Source organism: Anaerolinea thermolimosa (assembly GCF_001050195.2).
GTDB lineage: Bacteria > Chloroflexota > Anaerolineae > Anaerolineales > Anaerolineaceae > Anaerolinea > Anaerolinea thermolimosa.
The window spans coordinates 1-20,183 of record NZ_DF967970.1 but is presented as its reverse complement, the minus strand read 5'-3'; the positions used below and the strand labels follow the sequence as shown (position 1 = coordinate 20,183).

At 57.8% G+C, this 20,183-nt stretch carries 15 protein-coding genes; 1 reads left to right on the top strand and 14 read right to left on the bottom strand.

What is annotated here, in order from left to right; genetic code table 11:
• Position 1 precedes the first annotated feature (1 nt).
• The 14 genes from ATHL_RS18205 to ATHL_RS18140 all read right to left on the bottom strand — a co-directional run bounded on the left by ATHL_RS18205 (position 2) and on the right by ATHL_RS18140 (position 19,885).
• Positions 2-1,510, bottom strand: a complete 1,509-nt coding sequence (locus ATHL_RS18205; RefSeq protein ID WP_062196574.1) for a glycosyltransferase family 39 protein — start codon at positions 1,508-1,510, stop codon at positions 2-4.
• On the bottom strand, positions 1,507-3,210 hold the full coding sequence (locus ATHL_RS18200; RefSeq protein WP_162787812.1) for a hypothetical protein: 1,704 nt from the start codon (positions 3,208-3,210) through the stop codon (positions 1,507-1,509). Before ATHL_RS18200 ends, ATHL_RS18205 begins: the two co-directional genes overlap by 4 nt.
• A gap of 12 nt (positions 3,211-3,222) precedes the next feature.
• A complete protein-coding gene (locus ATHL_RS18195; RefSeq protein WP_062196570.1) occupies positions 3,223-4,707 on the bottom strand; it encodes a hypothetical protein in 1,485 nt (494 codons plus the stop codon).
• A gap of 33 nt (positions 4,708-4,740) precedes the next feature.
• Positions 4,741-5,751, bottom strand: coding sequence for a glycosyltransferase family 4 protein (locus ATHL_RS18190; RefSeq protein ID WP_062196568.1), 1,011 nt, complete (start codon positions 5,749-5,751; stop codon positions 4,741-4,743).
• Positions 5,752-5,783: 32 nt separating this feature from the next.
• Complete coding sequence (locus ATHL_RS18185; RefSeq protein ID WP_062196567.1) at positions 5,784-6,791, bottom strand: glycosyltransferase family protein; 1,008 nt, start codon at positions 6,789-6,791, stop codon at positions 5,784-5,786.
• Positions 6,781-7,905: a DegT/DnrJ/EryC1/StrS family aminotransferase gene (locus ATHL_RS18180; protein WP_062196565.1), complete on the bottom strand. Its 1,125-nt coding sequence runs from the start codon at positions 7,903-7,905 to the stop codon at positions 6,781-6,783. The genes ATHL_RS18185 and ATHL_RS18180 overlap by 11 nt, the downstream gene beginning before the upstream one ends.
• Positions 7,886-8,344 carry a sugar 3,4-ketoisomerase gene (locus ATHL_RS18175; protein WP_162787811.1) on the bottom strand — a complete coding sequence of 153 codons (459 nt, stop codon included), beginning with the start codon at positions 8,342-8,344 and terminating at the stop codon, positions 7,886-7,888. The genes ATHL_RS18180 and ATHL_RS18175 overlap by 20 nt, the downstream gene beginning before the upstream one ends.
• Positions 8,345-8,512: 168 nt before the next feature.
• Positions 8,513-10,312, bottom strand: coding sequence for an outer membrane protein assembly factor BamB family protein (locus ATHL_RS18170; RefSeq protein ID WP_062196562.1), 1,800 nt, complete (start codon positions 10,310-10,312; stop codon positions 8,513-8,515).
• Positions 10,313-10,352: 40 nt separating this feature from the next.
• Complete coding sequence (locus ATHL_RS18165; RefSeq protein ID WP_236822422.1) at positions 10,353-11,279, bottom strand: acyltransferase; 927 nt, start codon at positions 11,277-11,279, stop codon at positions 10,353-10,355.
• Positions 11,280-11,360: 81 nt separating this feature from the next.
• Positions 11,361-12,566: an acyltransferase family protein gene (locus tag ATHL_RS18160; RefSeq protein WP_062196559.1), complete on the bottom strand. Its 1,206-nt coding sequence runs from the start codon at positions 12,564-12,566 to the stop codon at positions 11,361-11,363.
• The gene (locus ATHL_RS18155) at positions 12,563-14,059 is read right to left on the bottom strand and encodes a polysaccharide deacetylase family protein (RefSeq protein WP_062196557.1); all 1,497 of its coding nucleotides are present in this window, start codon (positions 14,057-14,059) and stop codon (positions 12,563-12,565) included. The genes ATHL_RS18160 and ATHL_RS18155 overlap by 4 nt, the downstream gene beginning before the upstream one ends.
• Before the next feature lie 14 nt (positions 14,060-14,073).
• Positions 14,074-16,959, bottom strand: coding sequence for a PKD domain-containing protein (locus ATHL_RS18150; protein ID WP_162787810.1), 2,886 nt, complete (start codon positions 16,957-16,959; stop codon positions 14,074-14,076).
• Positions 16,960-17,042: 83 nt separating this feature from the next.
• Positions 17,043-17,861: an alpha/beta hydrolase family protein gene (locus tag ATHL_RS18145; protein WP_062196554.1), complete on the bottom strand. Its 819-nt coding sequence runs from the start codon at positions 17,859-17,861 to the stop codon at positions 17,043-17,045.
• 14 nt (positions 17,862-17,875) lie between these two features.
• The gene (locus ATHL_RS18140) at positions 17,876-19,885 is read right to left on the bottom strand and encodes a type 1 glutamine amidotransferase family protein (protein WP_062196552.1); all 2,010 of its coding nucleotides are present in this window, start codon (positions 19,883-19,885) and stop codon (positions 17,876-17,878) included.
• Positions 19,886-19,899: 14 nt separating this feature from the next.
• On the opposite strand from ATHL_RS18140, the gene ATHL_RS19055 reads away from it, so the two are divergent.
• Positions 19,900-20,049 carry a hypothetical protein gene (locus ATHL_RS19055; RefSeq protein ID WP_162787809.1) on the top strand — a complete coding sequence of 50 codons (150 nt, stop codon included), beginning with the start codon at positions 19,900-19,902 and terminating at the stop codon, positions 20,047-20,049.
• The last annotated feature ends 134 nt before the right edge of the window (positions 20,050-20,183 follow it).

Here is a 20,183-nt window from a genome sequence, read left to right as displayed (position 1 = left end):
CTTACCTTCCTGTAACACCAAAGCCATCGACCCCAATCCATAACTTCTCCCCGTTGTACAAAGGCAGAACCGCCAGTTGATCCCCACCGCTCAGTTCAACCCACGCTACCCGTTCAGGGGTGCGGTTGAAGGGTTCAAGTTCTGCATCGAAGAGAATAACCTTCTCCCCTGCGTCCGAGATTCCCACGAGCTGTCTCGTTTGATTTTCAGACAGGCCTTCATCGACTTCCCATTTCGCCCCCACATCGAAATGAAAGACCCGATACTCCGGCAGGTAAAACTCCACATGGTGCCAGTTCGTGGCCAGAATGGATGAACTTTCGGGCGGGAAACTCTGCCGGATAGCCCGAAAACGTTCCAGAAAATAGCGGTCGTTGTTCTGCAAAGTTTGCCGGGTGAGTAATCGCTGGGTGCCTGCCCCGAGCGGATATTCAGGCAATAGAGCAAAGATCGAACCGCTGATCGCCACCAGTAAAACGACTCCTGCCCAAAAAAAGGGGGGCTGGCGGCACAACCATCTGTCCAGTGCCGCCGCGCTGAGCAGCAAAAGCGCTGGAAGAAAAACAAACACCAGCCCCTGTTGCCCCATGTGAACCACCAGATAAAACAAACCGGCGGGCAAAACCCAGAGGGCCAGAAAAACAGACCTTTCACCCGGGCGGGGCAACCTCCTGGCTCGCAAGGTACGAACCAGCACGGCCAGCACCGGTATACATAATATATTCCATCCGTAGCCAGAATAGAGTATCAATTTGATTGCATTTCTCCGCACTCCTCCCCAGCCTGCTCCCATAAAAATAGAGGTCGTCTTCTGAAAGCGATCTGTAAACGCTCCTACAATCCGCAGATATTCCTGCAGCCCACCACTGAGTTGAATGAGTGGAACAAACCAGGCCAGGCACAGCACCGCCCCCAGCGCAGCCGCCACCGCCAGCCGCTTCAGACCGAGTTTCCGCACGGCAAAAAGCGCCAGCGGCCCCAGAAAAACCAGCGTCTGCTGCCGCACCCCTCCGGCGATCGCCATCCCGATCACCACCGGAAAAATCAACCCGCGCTCTCCCCGCATCACTCGCAACAACCCCAGGCTGATCCAGATGACGAACATGGCATCCAGGGTGTGTGGCAGGGCAATCTCTCCATAAAACCAGAAGAGCGGAGAAGCCGCCAGAAACAGGGCAGCCGCCCATCCCGTCCGCGAGTTATACAGCTCCTTACCCAGAAAGTACATTCCCAGCACCGCAAACACACTCGCCAGAATACTGAGGCTGACCATGGTGGTTTGGGCATCGTGAAATACCCCATCTACCAAGCGGCACAGCCACACATAGACAATGTAACCGGGCGGCTGGGGCTGTTCTCTGGCCAGGTTAAATTCCTTCATCGCGTATGCAAAATTCACCGAATCCCAGTGATAAAGCACCTCACTGCGGAAGGGCAGCCGGGTGGCAAGCACCAGCAGTACCAGCCCGGCCAGGCCCAGGCCCTGGCGAAGCCGCATCGAGGGGTTCATGGCTGCACCTCAAAGATCGTAACCAGCGGGTTCTCATAAACAATAATTAATTCTTCTCCCCCTGGCGGCACCTGCCCCACCTCCCGTTCCGCCGGGCCCCAGAAGATGTAATCCACGCTGGCCGATTCGAAGACACTCCTTTGCTCCGCGGGAGATAACTTTCCTGCGAAAAACTGCTCGACCTGCCGTGAACGGGTATAAAAATCAACCGTTTGCGCCCAGTGCGCCAGGAAAGCGTGTGCCCCGGTCAGCGCCGGCACATACTGACCGATGGTGAGAGAGCTCAAGACCACATCCTCCGCTCTTGTGTTCTGTTCAAGCCAATGCAGTGCGGCCAGCTCCTCGTTGTAAAGGTAATACGGATAGGTGTGGCGATTTAAGTCGATAAAGCGCCAGGCCCACAGATACAGGTTGGTCGGCAACACCAGAGCGATCAACCCGGCAGCCGCCCAGCGGCTGATCCTGCCCGGATCGATTTTTACACCCCGGCGGCGTTGTGCCAGCACTTTCTCAAGCCAGGGAACAACATACCGGAACAACCCGGTCGTCGCCAGGATAGAAAAAGGCACCTGCCAGCCGTTGAGCAGATGAATCTGGTAATCTACTGGCAGATAAACCAGAAGAAAACTCACCCAAAACCAGCCGCGCAGGAAAAGGTCAGGGTCGCTAAGCCCTCTCAACTTCAAGGGGTTTTCCCGCAAGACCGTATACAACGCCAGCAAGAAGCCTGCCCCTAACAGAATGGGCAGATGAAGCAGGTTGGGGGTATACACCCCGGCATTGGCAAACTGCCGGAGCACTTCTTTCCAGATCGGATCGAGTGAGGTCAGCGCCACCGAATACAACGCCGGCCAGACCGAAAGCAGCCCGATGATCAGCCCGCTGGTGATTAAATACTTCGGCAACCGCCGGTCGCGCAGGGTGAGGAGCACGGCATAGGCAAAAAGCACCCCGTAAATCGAGACCAGATCGTAGGCGTGTTGCCAGCCCAGGAACTGGGCAAAAAGCCCCGCACCTACGGCATAGCGCAGCTGACCGCGCGCCTGACCACGTAAAACCAGCTCAAAAACGAAGATATACCAGAGCGCGGCAATAAAGTGAGGGTACCCCAGCATGCCCAGAAAAGTATTGGATTCGGCCACATAGACATCGAGCGGGTAAAGCAGATCACCGCCGTTCAGGTATTTAATCACCACCCACACCCACCCCAGGCCTGAGGTGAACGTGATCAGCAGAAAGGCCGTGCGGCGGTGCAAATCCTCCTTCAGAAAGAAGCGGCACAGGCGGTAAGCCAGGATGAGGAAGACAACGGTCGATACAACCCGCAGCACCTGAAACATGGCCGCATACCCCAACCCGAAGAGCTTCCCCAGCCTGCCCATGACCCACCAGAGCAGGTTGAAGAACAACGGACGATTCACTTCGGGGGTCATTTTGTTGGCCGCAAGGTTGGCGTGGGTCAGTTCACGCATCCACGAGAAATACTGGGCGTGGTCGGGCACATCCAGCATGATTCCCATATAAGTCTTTCCGGGCGGGGTGCTCAGGAAAGCAAACAGATAGGGAATACTCGTTACCACCAGAACCAGAACAATCACCATACTCACAAAGCCGACTTCGGTACGCGCCCAGGCCAATGCCCTGCGCGCCATCCAGGGCTTCCTTTCAGAAGGGACGGCGATATTCTTTTCGATGTTCATCCTTGTTCTCGTTTATTCTGAAGATTCAGGAGCAACCTTTCGAGATTGCCACCACCAGATTCCCCCCAGCACCACCAGAAGGCCCATCCACGGTAACAGACTGGCCGCCCCCTGCCATCCAAGCACCGTGCCCACATTACGGGCAATGTTCCCTGCCTGCCAGTTGGGCCAGGCATATTCCAGCAAAGGATTGTGAAGCGTATCCGATGGAAAAGCCTGCCCCGCCAGAGTTAACCCCCAGGTTGCCGCCAGCGATCCCAGCCCCAGCACCATGACCACACCCCGAAACCATCTATGCCGCCAGCCAGCCGCCAGCCCAAACCCCAGCCCCAGCCCCAGGAAAGGAACTGCAGGCAAAATGTACCGCGGTCCGACGGCAAAACCTCCCCACCACATGATCGAAGAGGCATTGAACAGAAACATCAGCCCCACACTCGCCAGGCTCACCCACCATTCAGCCCGATACTGCCTGCTCCGCCACCAGGAGACAAAGCCTGGCAGACTGAGCAGAAGGAGTGGCGAGAAAAAGAACAGCCCGCGAAACGGACTGAAGGTGATTCCCCAGAGAGCCTCAGGGTGAGGCATCGTCAGACTCATAAAACCAGTCTGGTGCTGGGTTTCCCATAACTCAGAGTAACCATAACCGAGCCTGAAAGGCCCCCCAAAAACTGCCTGGTTATAGGCCATCAACCCCCCGCCGATCAGCAGGGCCGGCAAAGCCGCCCAGATCAGCCGCGGCCATACCCGCCTCTGAACAAGCCGCCAGCCAAGATACACTGCCAGAACGCCCGCAATGAGGATGACCGGGTACTCGGTGATCACCGCATAACCGAGCAGAAAGCCAGTCCCGAGCAGATTCCGTAATCGTTCGGGGTGCTCACCCCGAATGAGAAAGAAGGCACCCAGGAGCAAAGCGGCGCTTAAAACATGCCCGTAGAAGGCATTGCCGTAGGCAAACATCGGAGAAAGCAGCCCTACCCCAAGTACAGCCCCCAGACTGAACCCCCGTTTAATCTTCATCGAGAGCAGAACCCGGTAGAGTAAGACTCCCAGAGTTACTGCCGCCAGCGTTGAAATGCACAGGGTAAGTACCACCTGAGCAAGAGCAAAACGCACTTTTGCGGCGTAAACGCCCGAGCCACCCTCACGCAAGGTTGCCTGAAACGCCTCACTCGCGGCCAGTCTTTCGACCAGGCGATTAACGATCGGCGTATCGAGCACAGACTTCAGGGCTGCATATACCGGAATGCCCAGAAAGGCCGTGCCGGGGGGCTTGTCACTGTAATAATGTTCGCCTACCCGTGCATAATCCACAGTGTTGGCCACATAAGGATCAATGGCAAAGGTGCCATCTTCCACAACCGCCACCACCATGTCAAGACGGGAATTCTGGTTGGGGTCAGCCCAGCGCGGAAAAAAGTAGGCATAGCTGACGAACAAAATCAGAGCCAGGAAAAGCGAATCCAGGCGAAGGTAAACAGAGGGCCGTTGGTACATTAAAAAGTTCCTTCCAGGATTTATCGCGGCCTGCTAAAGATTTTCCAGAAGGCTGTGAATCCGCGCCGAGAAGGCTTCCATCGTATAAAAACGCTCATACTGCCTGCGGGCATTACGCCCCAGCCGGGCTCTTTCTTCGGGGTTGTTCAGCAAAAAGGCGATGGCCTCATGAAGCTCAGAGACATTCCCCGGGCTGACCAGCAAACCGGTCTGGCCATCTTCAATGTAATCCTCTGAACCCGGAAGACGGGTAACAATGATCGCCTTCCCGGCGGCCATTGCATTCAGAATAGCGATAAGTCCGGCAGCAAAAGGGACGTCTTTCAGCGGAATAACCGTAAAAAGCGACCCCTTGATAAGGTTCCAGTACTCATCCAGAGGCACCATTCCCAGCCGATGGACATTTTGCCGTGCAGGTAGCCCCACAGTATCTTTTAACGAAGCATTGATTATAAGCGAACATTCTATCCCATCCATGGCCTGAACCAGCGTGGGATAATCGCGGTATGAACGGCCGCCCGAATAAATATACTCATTAGGGAAACGCTCCGAAGAGCTTTTGACCTGCTGAATATCATAGGCACCCAGAGGGCAAAATACCACTCGCTCCGGGTTCATTTTCAACGTACCAGGCAGATATTCTGCCTCCCGGTGTGTGAAGACAACCATCCGGTCAACAAAGCGCATGGCAAAGCGGATTAATCCCGGGACAACCGTGGCCAGGCCACGATGGCTGTACCCTACAACAACCATTTTGGGCACCTGCCGGTGAAAAAGGCCGCGTAAACAGGCCAGCGCCAGCCCATTTTTTCCTTCCCAGGCCAGAATTCTGTCACAGGGGTGATTCCGCATCCATGCCCATGCCCGCACTCCCAGCCAGACAAAAGCCGGATAGTAACCAAGCACCTTCCCCGGGCCCGGGAGCCAGTTCAGCGCGGGCTGCGCCACGATAAAGTCAACCCGATCGTTGCATTCGGGCAGGTCGTTCCATAACCAGTGGTCCCCCAACCCCGGTTTGAAATCCACCAGGCAAAGTATGTTCATTGGTTGTCTCGCGATTCGAATGAGGAAAAAAATCAAAATAATTCAGACAGGGTAAAAATTTTCTCAACGCTTCGGCTCATGGTCATGCTTGTGGTCACCAGCTGATAGGCATTTTCAGCAATCGCCCGGCGCTCTTCTTCGTGCTCACAGTAATAACAGATGGTTTCCACAAGCTGATCCACCTCTGCACAAACGTAGTTCTGACCGGCTACATACTCAGGATTATGTGGCAAAAAAGGTTCCGAGATCACCAGCGAGCGATTCCCTGCCGCCAGATGGAACTTCCAGATGAAATTGTAATCATCCCAGTAAGGTTTTAAATTGAGAGTTACTTTTGAGCGATTGAGATACTCGATTCTCTGCCTGCCGAACACATACGGGTGTTCCACCCCATCCACCACCACCATCTTCTTCCCGTACCGCTCCAGCCGGGTGCGAATGGTCTGTACCAGCTCGTTTCGTCTCCTGTTCCGGGGTTTTCCCATCCAGAACACATCAATATCCCGTTCTACTTTCAAATCATCATAATCACTTCGGCAGGTGCCCCAGGGCACATACGCCGCAGGCAACCCCAGGCGCTTTTCTTTTTCGACATAAATCGTTGAGCAATCAAACAGGTGTTTCAACAGCCCTTTCTGATAGGCGTGTAAATAATCACCAATATAGCGGAAGCGATGGAAACGGCGATCGAACAGTCTGAGCACCCCTGATCGGTACCGCTTGGCCGCTTTCCCGATCATAGATCGCACCATTCCTCCCCACTTCATCACCCAGAGCGGAAAGCGCAAGTCGGGGATACCCTCTGTATTCCAGTGAATGAAGAGGGGCCGTTTTCGGGGTGGAAGCGCCTCAAGCGATTCGAGAAGCTGATGAAAGTCATGGAAAAATCCCAGGGAGAAGATCATCCTCGCCTGTTCCGGAACAGGATCTCCCGGGTGAAAGAAAACACAGCGGCACCCGTGCTCCTCAATGTGTTCTTTCATCCACCCCCGGGAACCCCCTTCCCAGTCTATGACCGCAACAACATGATCAGTGTGCATGATCCCCCTTTGGCCGCACAAAACAAAGAAGCGCGTCAATTACCTGTTCCTGCTCAGGCTTGCTCAAATGAGGGCCTATGGGAAGGCTCAACACGGTATCTGCCAGCGCTTCACTGATCGGGAAACTGCCCCGCGTGAACGGTGCATCCTGATAGGCCCCTGAGCGATGCGGTGGAATGGGATAATGGATAAGAGTATCCACCTGATGTTCCCGGAGATGCGCCTGCAGAGCATCACGCCTGGGATGACGAATGACAAACAGATGCCAGCAGGGAACCGCCCATACAGGGACGTATGGGAGCTCCAGATCCGGGATCTCTTTCAACCGTTCAAGGTACTCGCTGACCCGAGAAGCCCTGCGGGCATTCCACGCATCCAGGTATTTCAACTTTACCCGCAAAAAAGCCGCCTGAAGCGGATCGAGCCGCGAATTGAACCCCTTAACCTCATTGAAGTATTTCACCCGTGAGCCATAATTGCGCAGGGTGCGCACGCGATCCGCCAGCTCATCCTCGTTGGTGGTAACCGCTCCACCGTCTCCAAACGCACCCAGGTTCTTCCCCGGGTAGAAACTCCATCCGGCAGCATCTCCAAGAGCGCCCGTTTTGCGCCCCTTATACAGCGCGCCATGCGCCTGAGCCGCGTCTTCAATCACCTTTAAGTGATACCGGGAGGCAATCTCCCGGATAGGGTCCATATCCGCGGGCATCCCGTATAAATGCACCGGCAGAATGGCGCGCGTCCTGGGCGAAATGGCCGCTTCGATTTTGCCAGGATCCAGATTGCGGTTAAGCGGGTCTGGTTCTACAGGCACCGGGGTTGCCCCGGCATAAGAGACCGCCAGCCAGGTGGCAATGTACGTGTTGGCCGGGACAATCACCTCATCGCCAGCCCCAATGCCATACCCCCGTAAGATCAAATGGAGCGCTTCCAGCCCGTTGCCCACCCCTATACAATGCTTCACCCCTAAATAAGCCGCAAACTCTGCCTCAAACGCTGCAAGTTCCTCACTCAAAATGTACCAGCCCGAATCCATCACCCGACGGTAAGCGGCATCCAGTTCATCCTTGAGCTCCACATAGGTTGCTTTCAAATCAAGGAAAGGTACTCTCATATTCAGTGACCAGCCGGAGAAATTCCCTGTAATCGCGAATGTATTCCGCAGGATCGTATCTTTCAGAGGCAAGCACCATCAACACTGCATCATCGGTAAACCGATGCATCGTATCCCAGATCAGCGGGGGAAGGTATAATCCCCGATTCGGACGGTCCAGCACCACATCGGCACGGTTTCGGCCATCATCTACCGTGATCACGCAGGCTCCCTTCACACACACCAGAAATTGTTCCAGCCTGCGATGAGAATGTTCCCCACGAACGTTTTGCCCGGGCACATCATAAATCCAGAAACAACGCGCCGGGACGAACGGAAGGTCTTTTTCGAATTCCACTACCGAAAGATTCCCCCGCGGGTCTTCAATCCGTGGCAGTTCTACCAAACGCACCCCCCGAACCCCAACCTCCACAGATGAAAGGAACTTTTCCTCGAGCATCCTTTCTCCTTTGGTCGTATACAGCTCAAATCCGGCCATGGTTATCCCCCAGCTCGATTTTCAATTAACTATTCTTTAATGATGGTCACTTTGTAACATTAAATGAGTAATGTTGTCAATAAAAGCAGAACAAACCTCGCTTTTTTTAAGATTTCCGGGATGAAAAAATCAGGGTCCGGCCGGGGTGAGCGCTATTACCGCCCCATCCACACTTTTCCAGTAGATATTTCCCCCGCTGATCACCACACTCCGCACCGGGGTCGTCCAGTATTGATCGTAAATTCTCTTCTCCGAAACATAAATATAAAAACCCGGGTCAACTGCAAACCCCTCTCCCGGCGAACTCATTCCCCCCGGGCAAAAATGAGCCGAGCGCCCGGCACACACCCCCGGCGCCAGAGTGTTCAACACCGGGGTTAACTCGCGGGTGATGATGGGGTTAGCGTAACTTTCTCCCAACCCCGCAGACCGGTCGATCACCTTCAAGGCTCCCAGCAACTGCCAGTGGGCGTAGAAGATCATATCTCCCGCCATGGCCAGCGGGCTTTGTTCATCGGTCGGCAGACGCATGTTCCCCTGATCTTTATGATCCTGCACGAACCGGATGACTCCCGTGGTTAAATCCATCTCGCCCAGGGTAGTATCGGAGCGACTGTCGCAGTAAGAAGGCGGGCAAGACTGTCGATTCCGCCAGAGCAGGATGGCCACTTCTGTTCCATCCGCCAGCGGCCTGAGCACCACCTGCGGCGGGGTCGATTCCAGATCACCCCCGTTGCCGATGGCTCCGAGCATCACCGGTGCCACAAACCGCGGCGTGCCATCTGCCAGGTTGAGCACAAAAAGGGACTGGTATTCCGGGTTCTGCGTGAGGAATTCACGGATTCCCTCTACGGTTGAAGGCGCCCCGCCATCAGGCTGCCAGATTTTCTCCCAGTTCAGATAAGAACGCACGATCACCACGTCATTTCGATCCGACACCACGGGAAACGTATCGGCAAAGACCGTCTTACGGATCGGGTCTACATCGGCGTTGACGGTTACCCGCCACAGCCGTTTTCCAGTGTCCGCACTGAGGGCATGCACCGTGCGGTCCTCCGCCAGGACGAGCACCATCCCCCCGTGATTCTCAGAGAAAGCTGGCGAAGCGATCAGTGCTGCCCCGGCATCGTAAGCCCAGCGCTGTGCCAGCGTGGATGAGTCGAGAGCATACATCACCCCGCTCTGCGAACCCACAAACACGCTGTCACCTGCCAGCAAGGGGGCCATATCTATCGCCCCATGCAAATCAACCATCCGCTTGAGTTCCCCCGTACGGGCATCCAGCAGGGTGAACTTCCCGTTCTGTGCCCCAAAATACACACACCCCGTGCTGGCGCTGTAAGCCCCGGCGTTGACGATCGCCCCTCCCAGGCTCTCCGAAGTCCACACGGTTTGCCCCGTTTCTTCAGAAATGGCCCTCACCCGTCCGTCGGTGTGCCCCACATAAAGCCTGCCATCACCGCTCACCGGCTGTACCCCCTGTGGGAGGCTGAGATGATCTGGCGCCGGTTCGCCATCTCCGCTGTCGGCGGGCCCATTCCAGATCCAGCGCACCTTCCAGGGCCAGGTCACTTCGGCAGGATAAAATGAAGTACGCCGGGGATCATGTCCAAGCTGGGGCCATCCCTGCAAGGCATCCTCTTCCGCCCTTTCGGGAGGCGAGCAGGACGGAGTGCCGCTCAACGCTTCCGGGGTGAGCGCAGGCCGGGCATCGGCAGTCACCTCGGGGGTAAGAGAAGGCCCGGCAGAGACGCCAGACGTCGCCGTGAGCGTGGGCTCTAAAGAGGCCGTGGGAGATTCCATCCCGCCGACAGTTTCCGCAGTTGCGCCTGGCTGTGGAGGCGCCTGAGAAGGGATGCCCCCCGTGCAGGCGGCCATCCACAGCACCCCGACCGCCAGAATCACCCCCCTGGAAAACCAGCGAGTCATCCTCAAAAGCAAGGCTCCTTCCTCATCGGCTGCATTGCGCTCACTCCTCTTCGGTAAAACGCATGCCGTAATACCGCAGCATAAAGAGGCGCAATGCCGTATGCACCCGGTCGGACAGGTATTTCGTCCGCATGGTTGAAAGGTCGAAACTCATTCCCTCATCCGGGGGAACCCAGCCAGGTCGGTTGACCAGATAAATGCGCTTCTCTCCGCCTTCCGCCAGAGCCAGCGGTGCAGGCTCCCCGGCGGCAGAGATCAGCACAACCCGGTAAGGAATACCCCGCCAGCGAAAGCGAAGTTCGTCTTTCCCCTGTTCGATAGCCTGGAGGGGAAGGCCCATTTCTCGGTGAAGGCCCACCTCAACAAAATCACTCAGCACCCGCCGTAACGCCTGGTCAACGTATCCTGGCGTGGGCTTTCGCAGGGTGCGCTCCAGCGGATAGGTTACCCGTGCCGGGTTCCCTTCAACCACCGACCCCTCTGGAATGGACGTGGAAACCACAGAACGAGAGTTGACGAATGAATGATCGCCGATTTCCACTCCCGGGTGGATAAAAACTCCCGCCGCGCACCACACCCGCCGCCCAAGGTGTACCCCTGCCCGCCTCACCCAGTACCCTTCGGTGTAGGGGAAGAAAGAGGCATGGGTGAAGATCATACTGCGTGGCCCCAGTGCTGATTCATCGCCAATTTCCACATCTTCATCCACATTGATCAAAGACTGCGGGCCAATGTAGCATCCTCTGCCAGCGCGCAGTGACGCTGAGCCATACACCAGGCTGAAACTGCTCACCTCTGTATACGGCCCAAGACGCACATCTCCGAGCACGTGAATCAGCGTCAGCGGGCGGATTGCGGCATGGTCACCCAGCTCAATGTGTTTCCCGCTGACCGCAGAAAACCAGCCAATCTCCACCCTGCGCCCAATTTTTGCCCCATAAAGCCAGCGCAACAGCCACTTTTTCATGAAAGGCGGAGCCATGAAAACCAGGCCTAATCGCAGCATGTTCCACATTGTCTAAAACCTGCCCGGGGGATCTCCCCCTGTTTAGAGATATCGAAGAATACGGTAGCGCTTCCGCAGGGAGCGATAGGCCGAAGCAATCGGGAGCATGAGCGCCAGCCCCAGCCCCCAGAAGAGAAACACCTGCACTATCCCCGGCAGCGGAAGAGCCGCCGCCAGGGCCGCTTTGCTGAGAAGGCTGTACACGACGATGTGCACAACAAAGAAAAACAGCGAAACCTGCCCGAACAGCACCAGCCACTTCAGTGGCGGCTTCTCCAGCCAGGCCGGGCGGGCTGAAAAGAACGCAAAGATCATCGCCGCCAGCCCCAGGTTGAACGCGAGATAGGTCAGGCTGGGCGGGGTTTTACTCATGATCAGAAAGAAATACCAGGGTTGAGCGCTCGAATAGGGGGTCAGGTCGCCAAAATGGCCCATCAACCGCAAAATCAGCCAGAGCCCCCACAACCCGGCCCCTCCCCACAGCAAAGTGCGTCCCTTCGCCGCCCCCGGGTTAAGGATACTTTTGGCCAGAGCATACCCCAGGCCCATCAGGCTGCCCCAGCCCAGCAGTGAAAACTCCACCGCCGGCCAGGTTCTGGTGCTGTAAGAGAAAACCAGCGCCAGCCAGAAATGATCCGTCTGGCTGTATTGAGCGGCGAGAAAAGGCAGGGCCAACTGGTAACCCACAAGCATCAACAGTGAAACTCCCCCCACCACACCCACCGGCAAAAGGCGAAGGAGACTTAAACCGATCAGGCTGAGGCCGATGCTGAGCAAGACATGCGTGTATGGGCCCTTCCCATTCCAGAAAACCTGGCAGATTGTTAAATCCAGGATCAGGATCAACACCGCACGGATCAGCAAAAAACGGCTGATCTGCCAGTCTGTTTCACCTTTTTTCTTGCGGCTGGTTTCCAGCAGCATCACACTCACCCCGCTCAAAAGCCAGAAGACAGGCGCGGCAATGTTGGTAAACAACCCGGCCACCCAGTGAGGCCAGCTTTCCAGAATGGCTGGCTGACCGCCGTACGTCTCGGCCTGCAGTCCCACGCGCAGGAACGAGGCAATATGGTCGAGGGCCATGGCGATCATCGCCACGCCGCGCAGCGCGTCAATGGGCAAAACCCGCTGTGCCGAGGCTGTGAGGGTTGCCGCCTGCCGGAAGCGTTCCAGAGTCAGGGTATTCACACCGGGTTCCATGGTGGCTTCAAGATTTTGTTTTTCCACCTGAAGCGGAGAAGAATTCATCCTGTCAGGCCTTCCTTCAGCCCCTGGCTGATCTGTAAAATCTGCCGATAACGCCCCGCCCAGTGCCGGGCAATCTCCAGCGGAGTGGCAAACCAGTAATCCCCCCGTTCCCGAAGGTAATACAACAAATCCTGGTACGTCTGCCGCCAGCCGGGGAATAAGTGGTCGTCATAGACATAGTCGTGCACGTCTACGGTCAGGCAGCCACCCTGCCGGGCCACTTGCTCGGCGAGCAATTTCAAAGTGTCAAGGCGGGTGGGCCGCACCTGATTATACGCGTGAAACTGGAAGAGCTGATCATCCATCCAGGCTGGCGGCAGTTGTAAAGTGGCCAGTTCACGCCGCAGACGCGGGTGGAACGGGAAAAAGGGATGCAAAAGTCCGCGCCGCCAGCCCAGGAAGTGATCAAAGATCAGAGAGGAATCGTACACCAGCCCGATTTGCTCGTGCATCCAGAGGGTTTCTTCGGGCATCTGGGGATCAAGATGCCAGTAATGGTGCCGGTTGCCATAAACCGGCCCTCCGCTTACCTCTTCGAGATACTGCTTTTCCTGTCTGAAGTGCTCCAGGCTCTGATAGGCCCGGTAACTGGCGTGCAGGCCGATCTCCACCCCCGCCTGCCGCAAAAAGCGAAAGAGCTGGCGGAACTTGCCCGCCGAGATGTCATAAAAAGGGTCAGGCAGGCCCGCCGCATACTGGAGCAGTGAGCCTTTGTGCGGCACAAAGTAGAATGCCGAACGCAGGCCCAGGTTTTTCTCCATAGACACCCAGTCCTCAAAATGCCAGTGATGATGCTGACCCGAAAAAACTTCAAAGGCTGGCTTCATCCCTTGAGCACCCCAGCGGGCCAGTTTACGGGCCGGCTCCAGCAGGCGGTTGACCTCGGGGTAATCCACATCGTGCCCGGCCACCACGGCGGCCTTCCGGCCTTCAGGCCAGCGGGGAACCGGCGGCCGAAAACCAAGACCGATCAGGGTTTCCTCCAGCCACACAGCGATCTGGCTGGCCAGAGCCATCAGCAACACGCCTTCCCGAAAGAACGCCGCCTCCTCCAGGTGATGAAACCCGTGGCGATCTCTGGGGAAAAAACGTTCTTCCTGCCCGGTGGCCAGCCAGAAGATATCAAACACCACGTCCCGTCGGCAGATCAACCGGCCGTCAACGAACTCTTTCCACGGCCCCTGTGGGTCTTCTCCTGCATACCGCGGAAAGGCCACACCGTTTTCCCGGCTCACCCCTCTCAGGTGGAGCACCTCTGGCCTGAGCCAGGCAGAAGGGTTCGCCAGAATGACCAGCCTGGCTGAAGGAACATCTTCGGCCCGGCAAACCCAGGCAATGTCGCAGGGTGCGCCGGGGGGCACCTCCTCCCAGGCCCAGCCGCAGGTACTCAACAGCCACCGCCAGGCCCAGTGAACCTCAGGGGCATGAGACCGCCCAAGCTGAGAGTCTATGAAAATCCGTAAAACAGGGGGTGCATCAGAGAAGTTATTCAATCGCTATGCCCCTTTCATGGGTTCCTGACCACCAGCGGAAGGAAAAGCAGGTAAGACTTCACCTCAACCTCGGTTGTACCGGTGTCTGAGGCGCCGTCATCGTCGCTCACACGCACCCCCACCGTGTACGTGCCCTTCTGGCTGAAGGTGCAAACCCCGGTGTTCCCGCTCTGAGGCCCCACCTCGTAAACCCCATTGTTGTCACAATCAAATTCGTAGCTCAGCGTATCACCTGCATAGCTCGAAACCGTGACCACAATTTGAACCGGCTGATAGGTTAAGACCGGGCCATTGTTGGAGATTTCCGTGATCTCCGGCGCAATATTGTTCACCGTCACGCTGTTCGAATAACTCGTTTCTCCTCCGTCTTTGTCGATGATCTTTCCGCGAACAGTGAGGTTGCCAGCATCCCCCATGGTACAGGAGACACTGCTTGCCGAACCGGGCGTGCCGAACGTCCCCGTCCCGCAGTCGAAGGCATACGTGAACCCCGCCGTCATGTCGGCACTCGAAGGGTCAGACGGCGAGGTGAGCGATAGCGTCACTGAACCCCCTTCATCCACCGTCGTGGCCGAAACGCCAAAGCTCGCCGTCGGCGCCACGTTCACCACCGTCACCGTGGCCGAGTAGGTGTTCACCCCCCCATCCTTGTCCCGAATCCTCCCACGCACCGTGAACGTGCCGTTGTCCGTCGTCCCACAGCTCGTGCTGTTCGAGCCGCTGTACGACCCGAACGTCCCCGTCCCGCAGTCGAAGGCATACGTGAACCCCGCCGTCATGTCGGCACTCGAAGGGTCATACGGCGAGGTAAGCGAAAGCGTCACCGAACCCCCTTCATCCACCGTCGTGGCCGAAACGCCAAAGCTCGCCGTCGGCGCCACGTTCACCACCGTCACCGTGGCCGAGTAGGTGTTCACCCCCCCATCCTTGTCTCGAATCCTCCCACGCACCGTGAACGTGCCGTTGTCCGTCGTCCCACAGCTCGTGCTGTTCGAGCCGCTGTACGACCCGAACGTCCCCGTCCCACAGTCGAAGGCATACGTGAACCCCGCCGTCATGTCGGCACTCGAAGGGTCAGACGGCGAGGTAAGCGAAAGCGTTACCGAGCCCCCTTCATCCACCGTCGTGGCCGAAACGCCAAAGCTCGCCGTCGGCGCCACGTTCACCACCGTCACCGTGGCCCCTGCCGTGGTGCTCTGGCTGGTGCCATCGGTCACCCGCACCGTCACGGGGTAGCTTCCGTTATCGTCCCGGCTGAAGGACACCGTCTGCCCGGAAGTTTCAAACGTACCGTTATTGTCCAGATCCCAGGCATACGAAACCCCCGTACCATTCGGATCGCTGCCTGAAGCCGTCAGATTGATCGAGCTCCCCTCATCGACGCTGTACGGCCCACCGGCACTGGCTGAAGGGGGCAGATCGCGCACCGTGACACTGGCATTACCGGTGAGCGTCCCCCCGCCGCTCAGGTTTACCGTGGCCGTTACCGCATTCGAGGTGGTTCCGGCGGGCAGCGGGGCGGTGAACTGCCCCGTGGCAGGGTTGATGCTCCCCACACTGCTCGACCAGCTAACGGTGAGGCCGGTCACCTCACGATTATTTGCATCACGGGCCGTGGCCGTGAAGGTCTGCGTGGCGCCGGGATCAAGGGTAACCGAGGCCGGGCTCACCTCCAGGCCTGTCGGCCCGAAGTAGTTAAAGGTGATCTGCTGCAATTCGGCAGTTTCGATGAGGCTGGAGGAGGTGTAGTTCAGGCGGTACTGCAGGTAGCGCCCGCTGGGGCTATCAGAAGTGTCCGAGGAACCCGCGCTGGCATCGATCGGCGAAGACCAGTTCGACCAGCTCGCGTTATCCAGTGAGGTGCGCCTCTGAATGGTCAGACCACTGCCCGAAGGGACAGAGGCATCCCACGCGACGTCCGAGAAGTTCACCACCCCCCCGGCATCATAGACACAGGAAGTGTAACTGCCGCTGGCCGGGTACTGCCCGCCGCGAATCCAGTCCACCTGCATGGGGGACAGCCCCGGAGGTTCTTCCAATGGCTCCAGATAACCCGATGGGTTCAAATGAAATAGTAAAATCCGCGCATAGAGGGTATCTCCATTGGAAACCATTTCAGGAAGGGTCGAGACCAGGCTCCCATCAATGTAGTAACTGGTATCCACCGCCCCCCACTCTATACGGAAGATATGCCACTGGGTGAGATCAGGATCGGGAATATCGTCATCTACCCAGGGGTTAGTGCCATCGGCCAGGCGAACTTTTAGATTGTTCGACCCCCCATTTTCCGTAAGGAATAAACGCAGGGCTGTGTCCGCAGTAATGGGATTCGTGTCACCATCTTGCACCCATGGCCGAAGGTTGCGGTAGTAGCCGATATCAATGTTTGCCGCATTTCCGGGGGTGGATAAGTTACCAGGGTTTGCCCGAATCAACGCCCGTGCCTCCACAAAACGCCCCGACTGGTTAAAGGATGTGAGTGAGTGAAGGTAATTGCCGTCCAGCGTCACAACCCCCCCCGAAACCACGGGATATACATCGTACCAGTCATAGAAATAACCCTCCTCCCAGAGGGTGGTATTCACGTCATTCCCATCAAAATAATCTTCCAGCGAGGCGCGCAGGCGCACCTCTCCATCGGGGTTCATCCCGGTCACAGTAACCCCGTCAAGGGTGGCGCAGGCCTGGTTGAAATCTTCCAGCGTGGTATACGTCACCGAACCGCTCGTTCCTCCGGGGCCGGCCGCTTGCGCCACCTGCATGCCCGCGCTTCCCGGCAGCACGGCTATCAGCCCCTGCAACAGTAAAGCCAGGATCATCGAAAGCGAGAACGACCGCTTCCATGAACGATAGGGGGAACTTCTCCCTGTGGAACTATGGTGCAAAAATGGATGATTCATCCAAGCCTCCCTCAAAACTGAACCCCGTTGGCTCTTTTCGAGCCCCTTCTCCTGCTCTGAAAACCCCGTCAGCGCTTCAGTGCTCAACGATGGGCTTTCAACCACTGCAACAAATGCTGAGCCGCCTCTGTGGAAAACCGCAGAGGCCATCGCGGATCTGACCAGTCCATCGGGCCATGAGACACATCAAACAGGGTGTGTTCGGTATTCGGAACGATCGCATACGCCGCCCCTTCTCCGCGCTCCCGTTGATAGGCCAGCACAGCCTCTTCAGTAATCGCGCTCAGGTTCACCTCCTGCGCCGAAACGAGGATGAAAAGTGGACACTCGATGGGTAAAATCTCTGCTCCCTCCAGCAGACTGGACAGCAGCACCACCCCACGCACGGGGTGAATGTCCTGAAACTCCTGAAAATGACCCGCAACGATTTGCGTTCCCACACTCTGGGCAACGATAAAAACCCGTTCCGGGTCGAACCCTTCCTGATTTACCGCCGCCCGGTAAGCGGCCAGGGCATCCTCCTCTTCACAACAGCCATACGTCCCGCTGCTCTCACCATTGCCACGCTTATCGAAGCGAAACACAGCGTAACCTTCAGGCACCAGCAATGCCGCCAGGTATTGATAAGCGTCCCGATCCACCGGGCCAGAGTGGTGAAGGATGAACACCAGAGGTGGGTTTAACCAACCGGGCGGCAAGTCCAGCTGACCGGCCAGCACTGTGCCATCACCGCTCTGAAAGCGCACCTCCCTGACCCTGGATTCAAAAGGGATGAAAAGAAAAGGCTTTTCCTCCGCCGACCGCTCGTTCTGTTTTACGGTACAGGCGGTCAGCCAGATCATTGCCGGGAAGGCCAGCATCAGTGCAGCCACCAGCCTGCACTTCAGCATGATCGCTTTCATAAAAAACGCAGGCCTCAGCCGCTCTCCCCGTAGCGCACGTCAATCTGGTGTCTGCCTCCGCGCAACAGCACCTGGCCGAATTCCATCCCGGCCTGCGTGACGGTGGTAAAAGCCACCTCCACTCCCCCCACCTGTATCTGCTGCAACCGGGCTCCTCCCCGGTGCAGAGGGAAGAGGATGGCCACTTCGGCGGGTAAGGCATCGGCCAGCTCCAGCGAGAAACTCCCCCCTGGAACATCAGCCTGCCAGCCGCTCATCCGGGCCTGCTGACGGGCTTCAGCAAAGCGGTACCACGCCTCCGCGGTCCAGATCGGCAACCCCCGTTCAACCGCCGCCTTCAGCGAACCCTCCATGAAACGCCGCGCGTTTGAAGCAAAAGGCTCCTCGAAGGCAAACGGATCCACATGGAACTGCGCCGCCACCGCCGCGCCCACGGCAGAAGCCCGCCGGAGCAGACTTTCAGCCACGCCCACCGCCTGATCGGCGTTCAAACCTGCCCAGCCGCCGCCCCAGGGCATTTTCATCAGGTGCTCGTCCACCAGCTGGGTCACCTGCTGGTAAATCGTCAACAGGCGGCCCTCTTCGTCCACAAACTTCATCGGCAGGCCGCTCCCGTTGAAAAACCCGTACACCCACTCGCCCGACGCCTTCTGGAAAGCCGTGCCGTAATGGTAAAAATCCATATTCATGCCGATGCCAAAGGCGGCCTGCACGCGGGCCGTCTCTACCCATCCGCTCCAGAGAATGCGGTGAGTGCGCGCCGTGGGGGGCACCGGCCCGTATCCGTATCCCAGAAAACTCTTCAGGTAGGCGCGCCAGCCGGCCTCTAGCCCCTCTTCCACGTAGGGGTGCACCCCAAATTCATGCCCTCTCTGGCGCCAGCCGGCCACCTGAGCCGGGGTGGGGAAGTTTATCCCGCGAGATACAACCGCCCCCAGCGCCGGCACCTCCGCCAGTTCAGCCCGCCCACGCTGGATAACCCGCCGCCACTTTGGCCCCATCGGCGGGGTATGATACACACTCATCCTCCCCCCAAAACGCTCGGCCAGGGACAACACCTCCTCAATCACCTGAGGCGTATTCTGATGCGAATCGCCGGTAGCGATTAACAGGCCGGGGCTGCCTGCCGGAAAGTAATGCAAACGCGGCAGGGGTAATCGCTCCATCACCATCATGGTCAACATCCGGCCCAGCAGGCGCATCTGCTCATCGGCATGGGGGATATCCAGCCTTTCCAGGTCCATCCAGCCCACGAAGGCATCCACCGCACGAATTCCCGCGCGTCCGTCACGTTCCTGGTTGGCCCAGGCCGGGTTTCCCTGCCGGCTGAGCGCCACACTGCGGGGTAAATCCAAAGCCCAGGCCGCCGCCCGCCCCCTGCCCAGCGCGCGAACCGTCACGGCCGGTTGTGGCGTCGGCCGGGCAGAATCATCGGCCAGCCAGGCGATCACCTCACACCCTGCCGGGCGAAAGAGGTCTGCCTCGCCATGGAAAAGGAGAGGGGCACTTTCCATCCCCGTCGTCCACGGATGATCCAGATTGACCTGGAGATACCCCCCATCATAGACGCCGCCCAACCGCTCCAGGCCCAGCAGTGCGTCCCATACCCGGTCAGGTTTGAAGATCACCAGCTGACCACCTGCACTCACGTAGGCGGTGAGCTTCTCAACCCCAGCCCGGTCAGGTGCACCCCCGGCGAGCAAAATGGCCGCAAAATTTTCCAGCGGGGTCTCGCCCAGTGCGTCCCAGGTCAGGCTGGCAAACCACGGCAGGCCCTCTGCCCGGAGCATCTCACCCAGATATTCTCCAGAGAAGGTATCTGCGCCATCCCCGTGCAGAATAAGAAGTGGCCCCCCGCTGGAAGAGGATTCGCTCTCAGCCCGGTAAGCAGGCCGCGGCTCAGGCAGAGCATCCAGGGCATTCCAACCGGCATAACCGGCCAGTGAGGCCGCCGCCAGGCCGCCGCCCGCCATCCCGGCGATCTGTAAAAAACGCCGTCGCGAAAGCTTACCTGAAATCTTCATCGTCTGCTTCTCGGATGATGACGTATATCGCGGATGATGTAGAAGGCCAGGCCAAAGATCAGCAGTGTGAACAACCCGATGAATATCATCCCCGTCTGGTTCAAGATCGCAGGGAGAAAGATGCGATTCTCACCCGGCGGCGGTGGAAGTGCCGTACGCGTTGAAACTGGCGTGGGTGTGGGTGTGAAGGATGGCGTGCGAGATGGGGTGACCGTGAAAGTTAGGGTGAAAGTAGCCGTGCGGGTAGGAGTAAAAGTGGGTGTGCGGGTGGGGGTAAAAGTAGCCGTGTGGGCGAGAT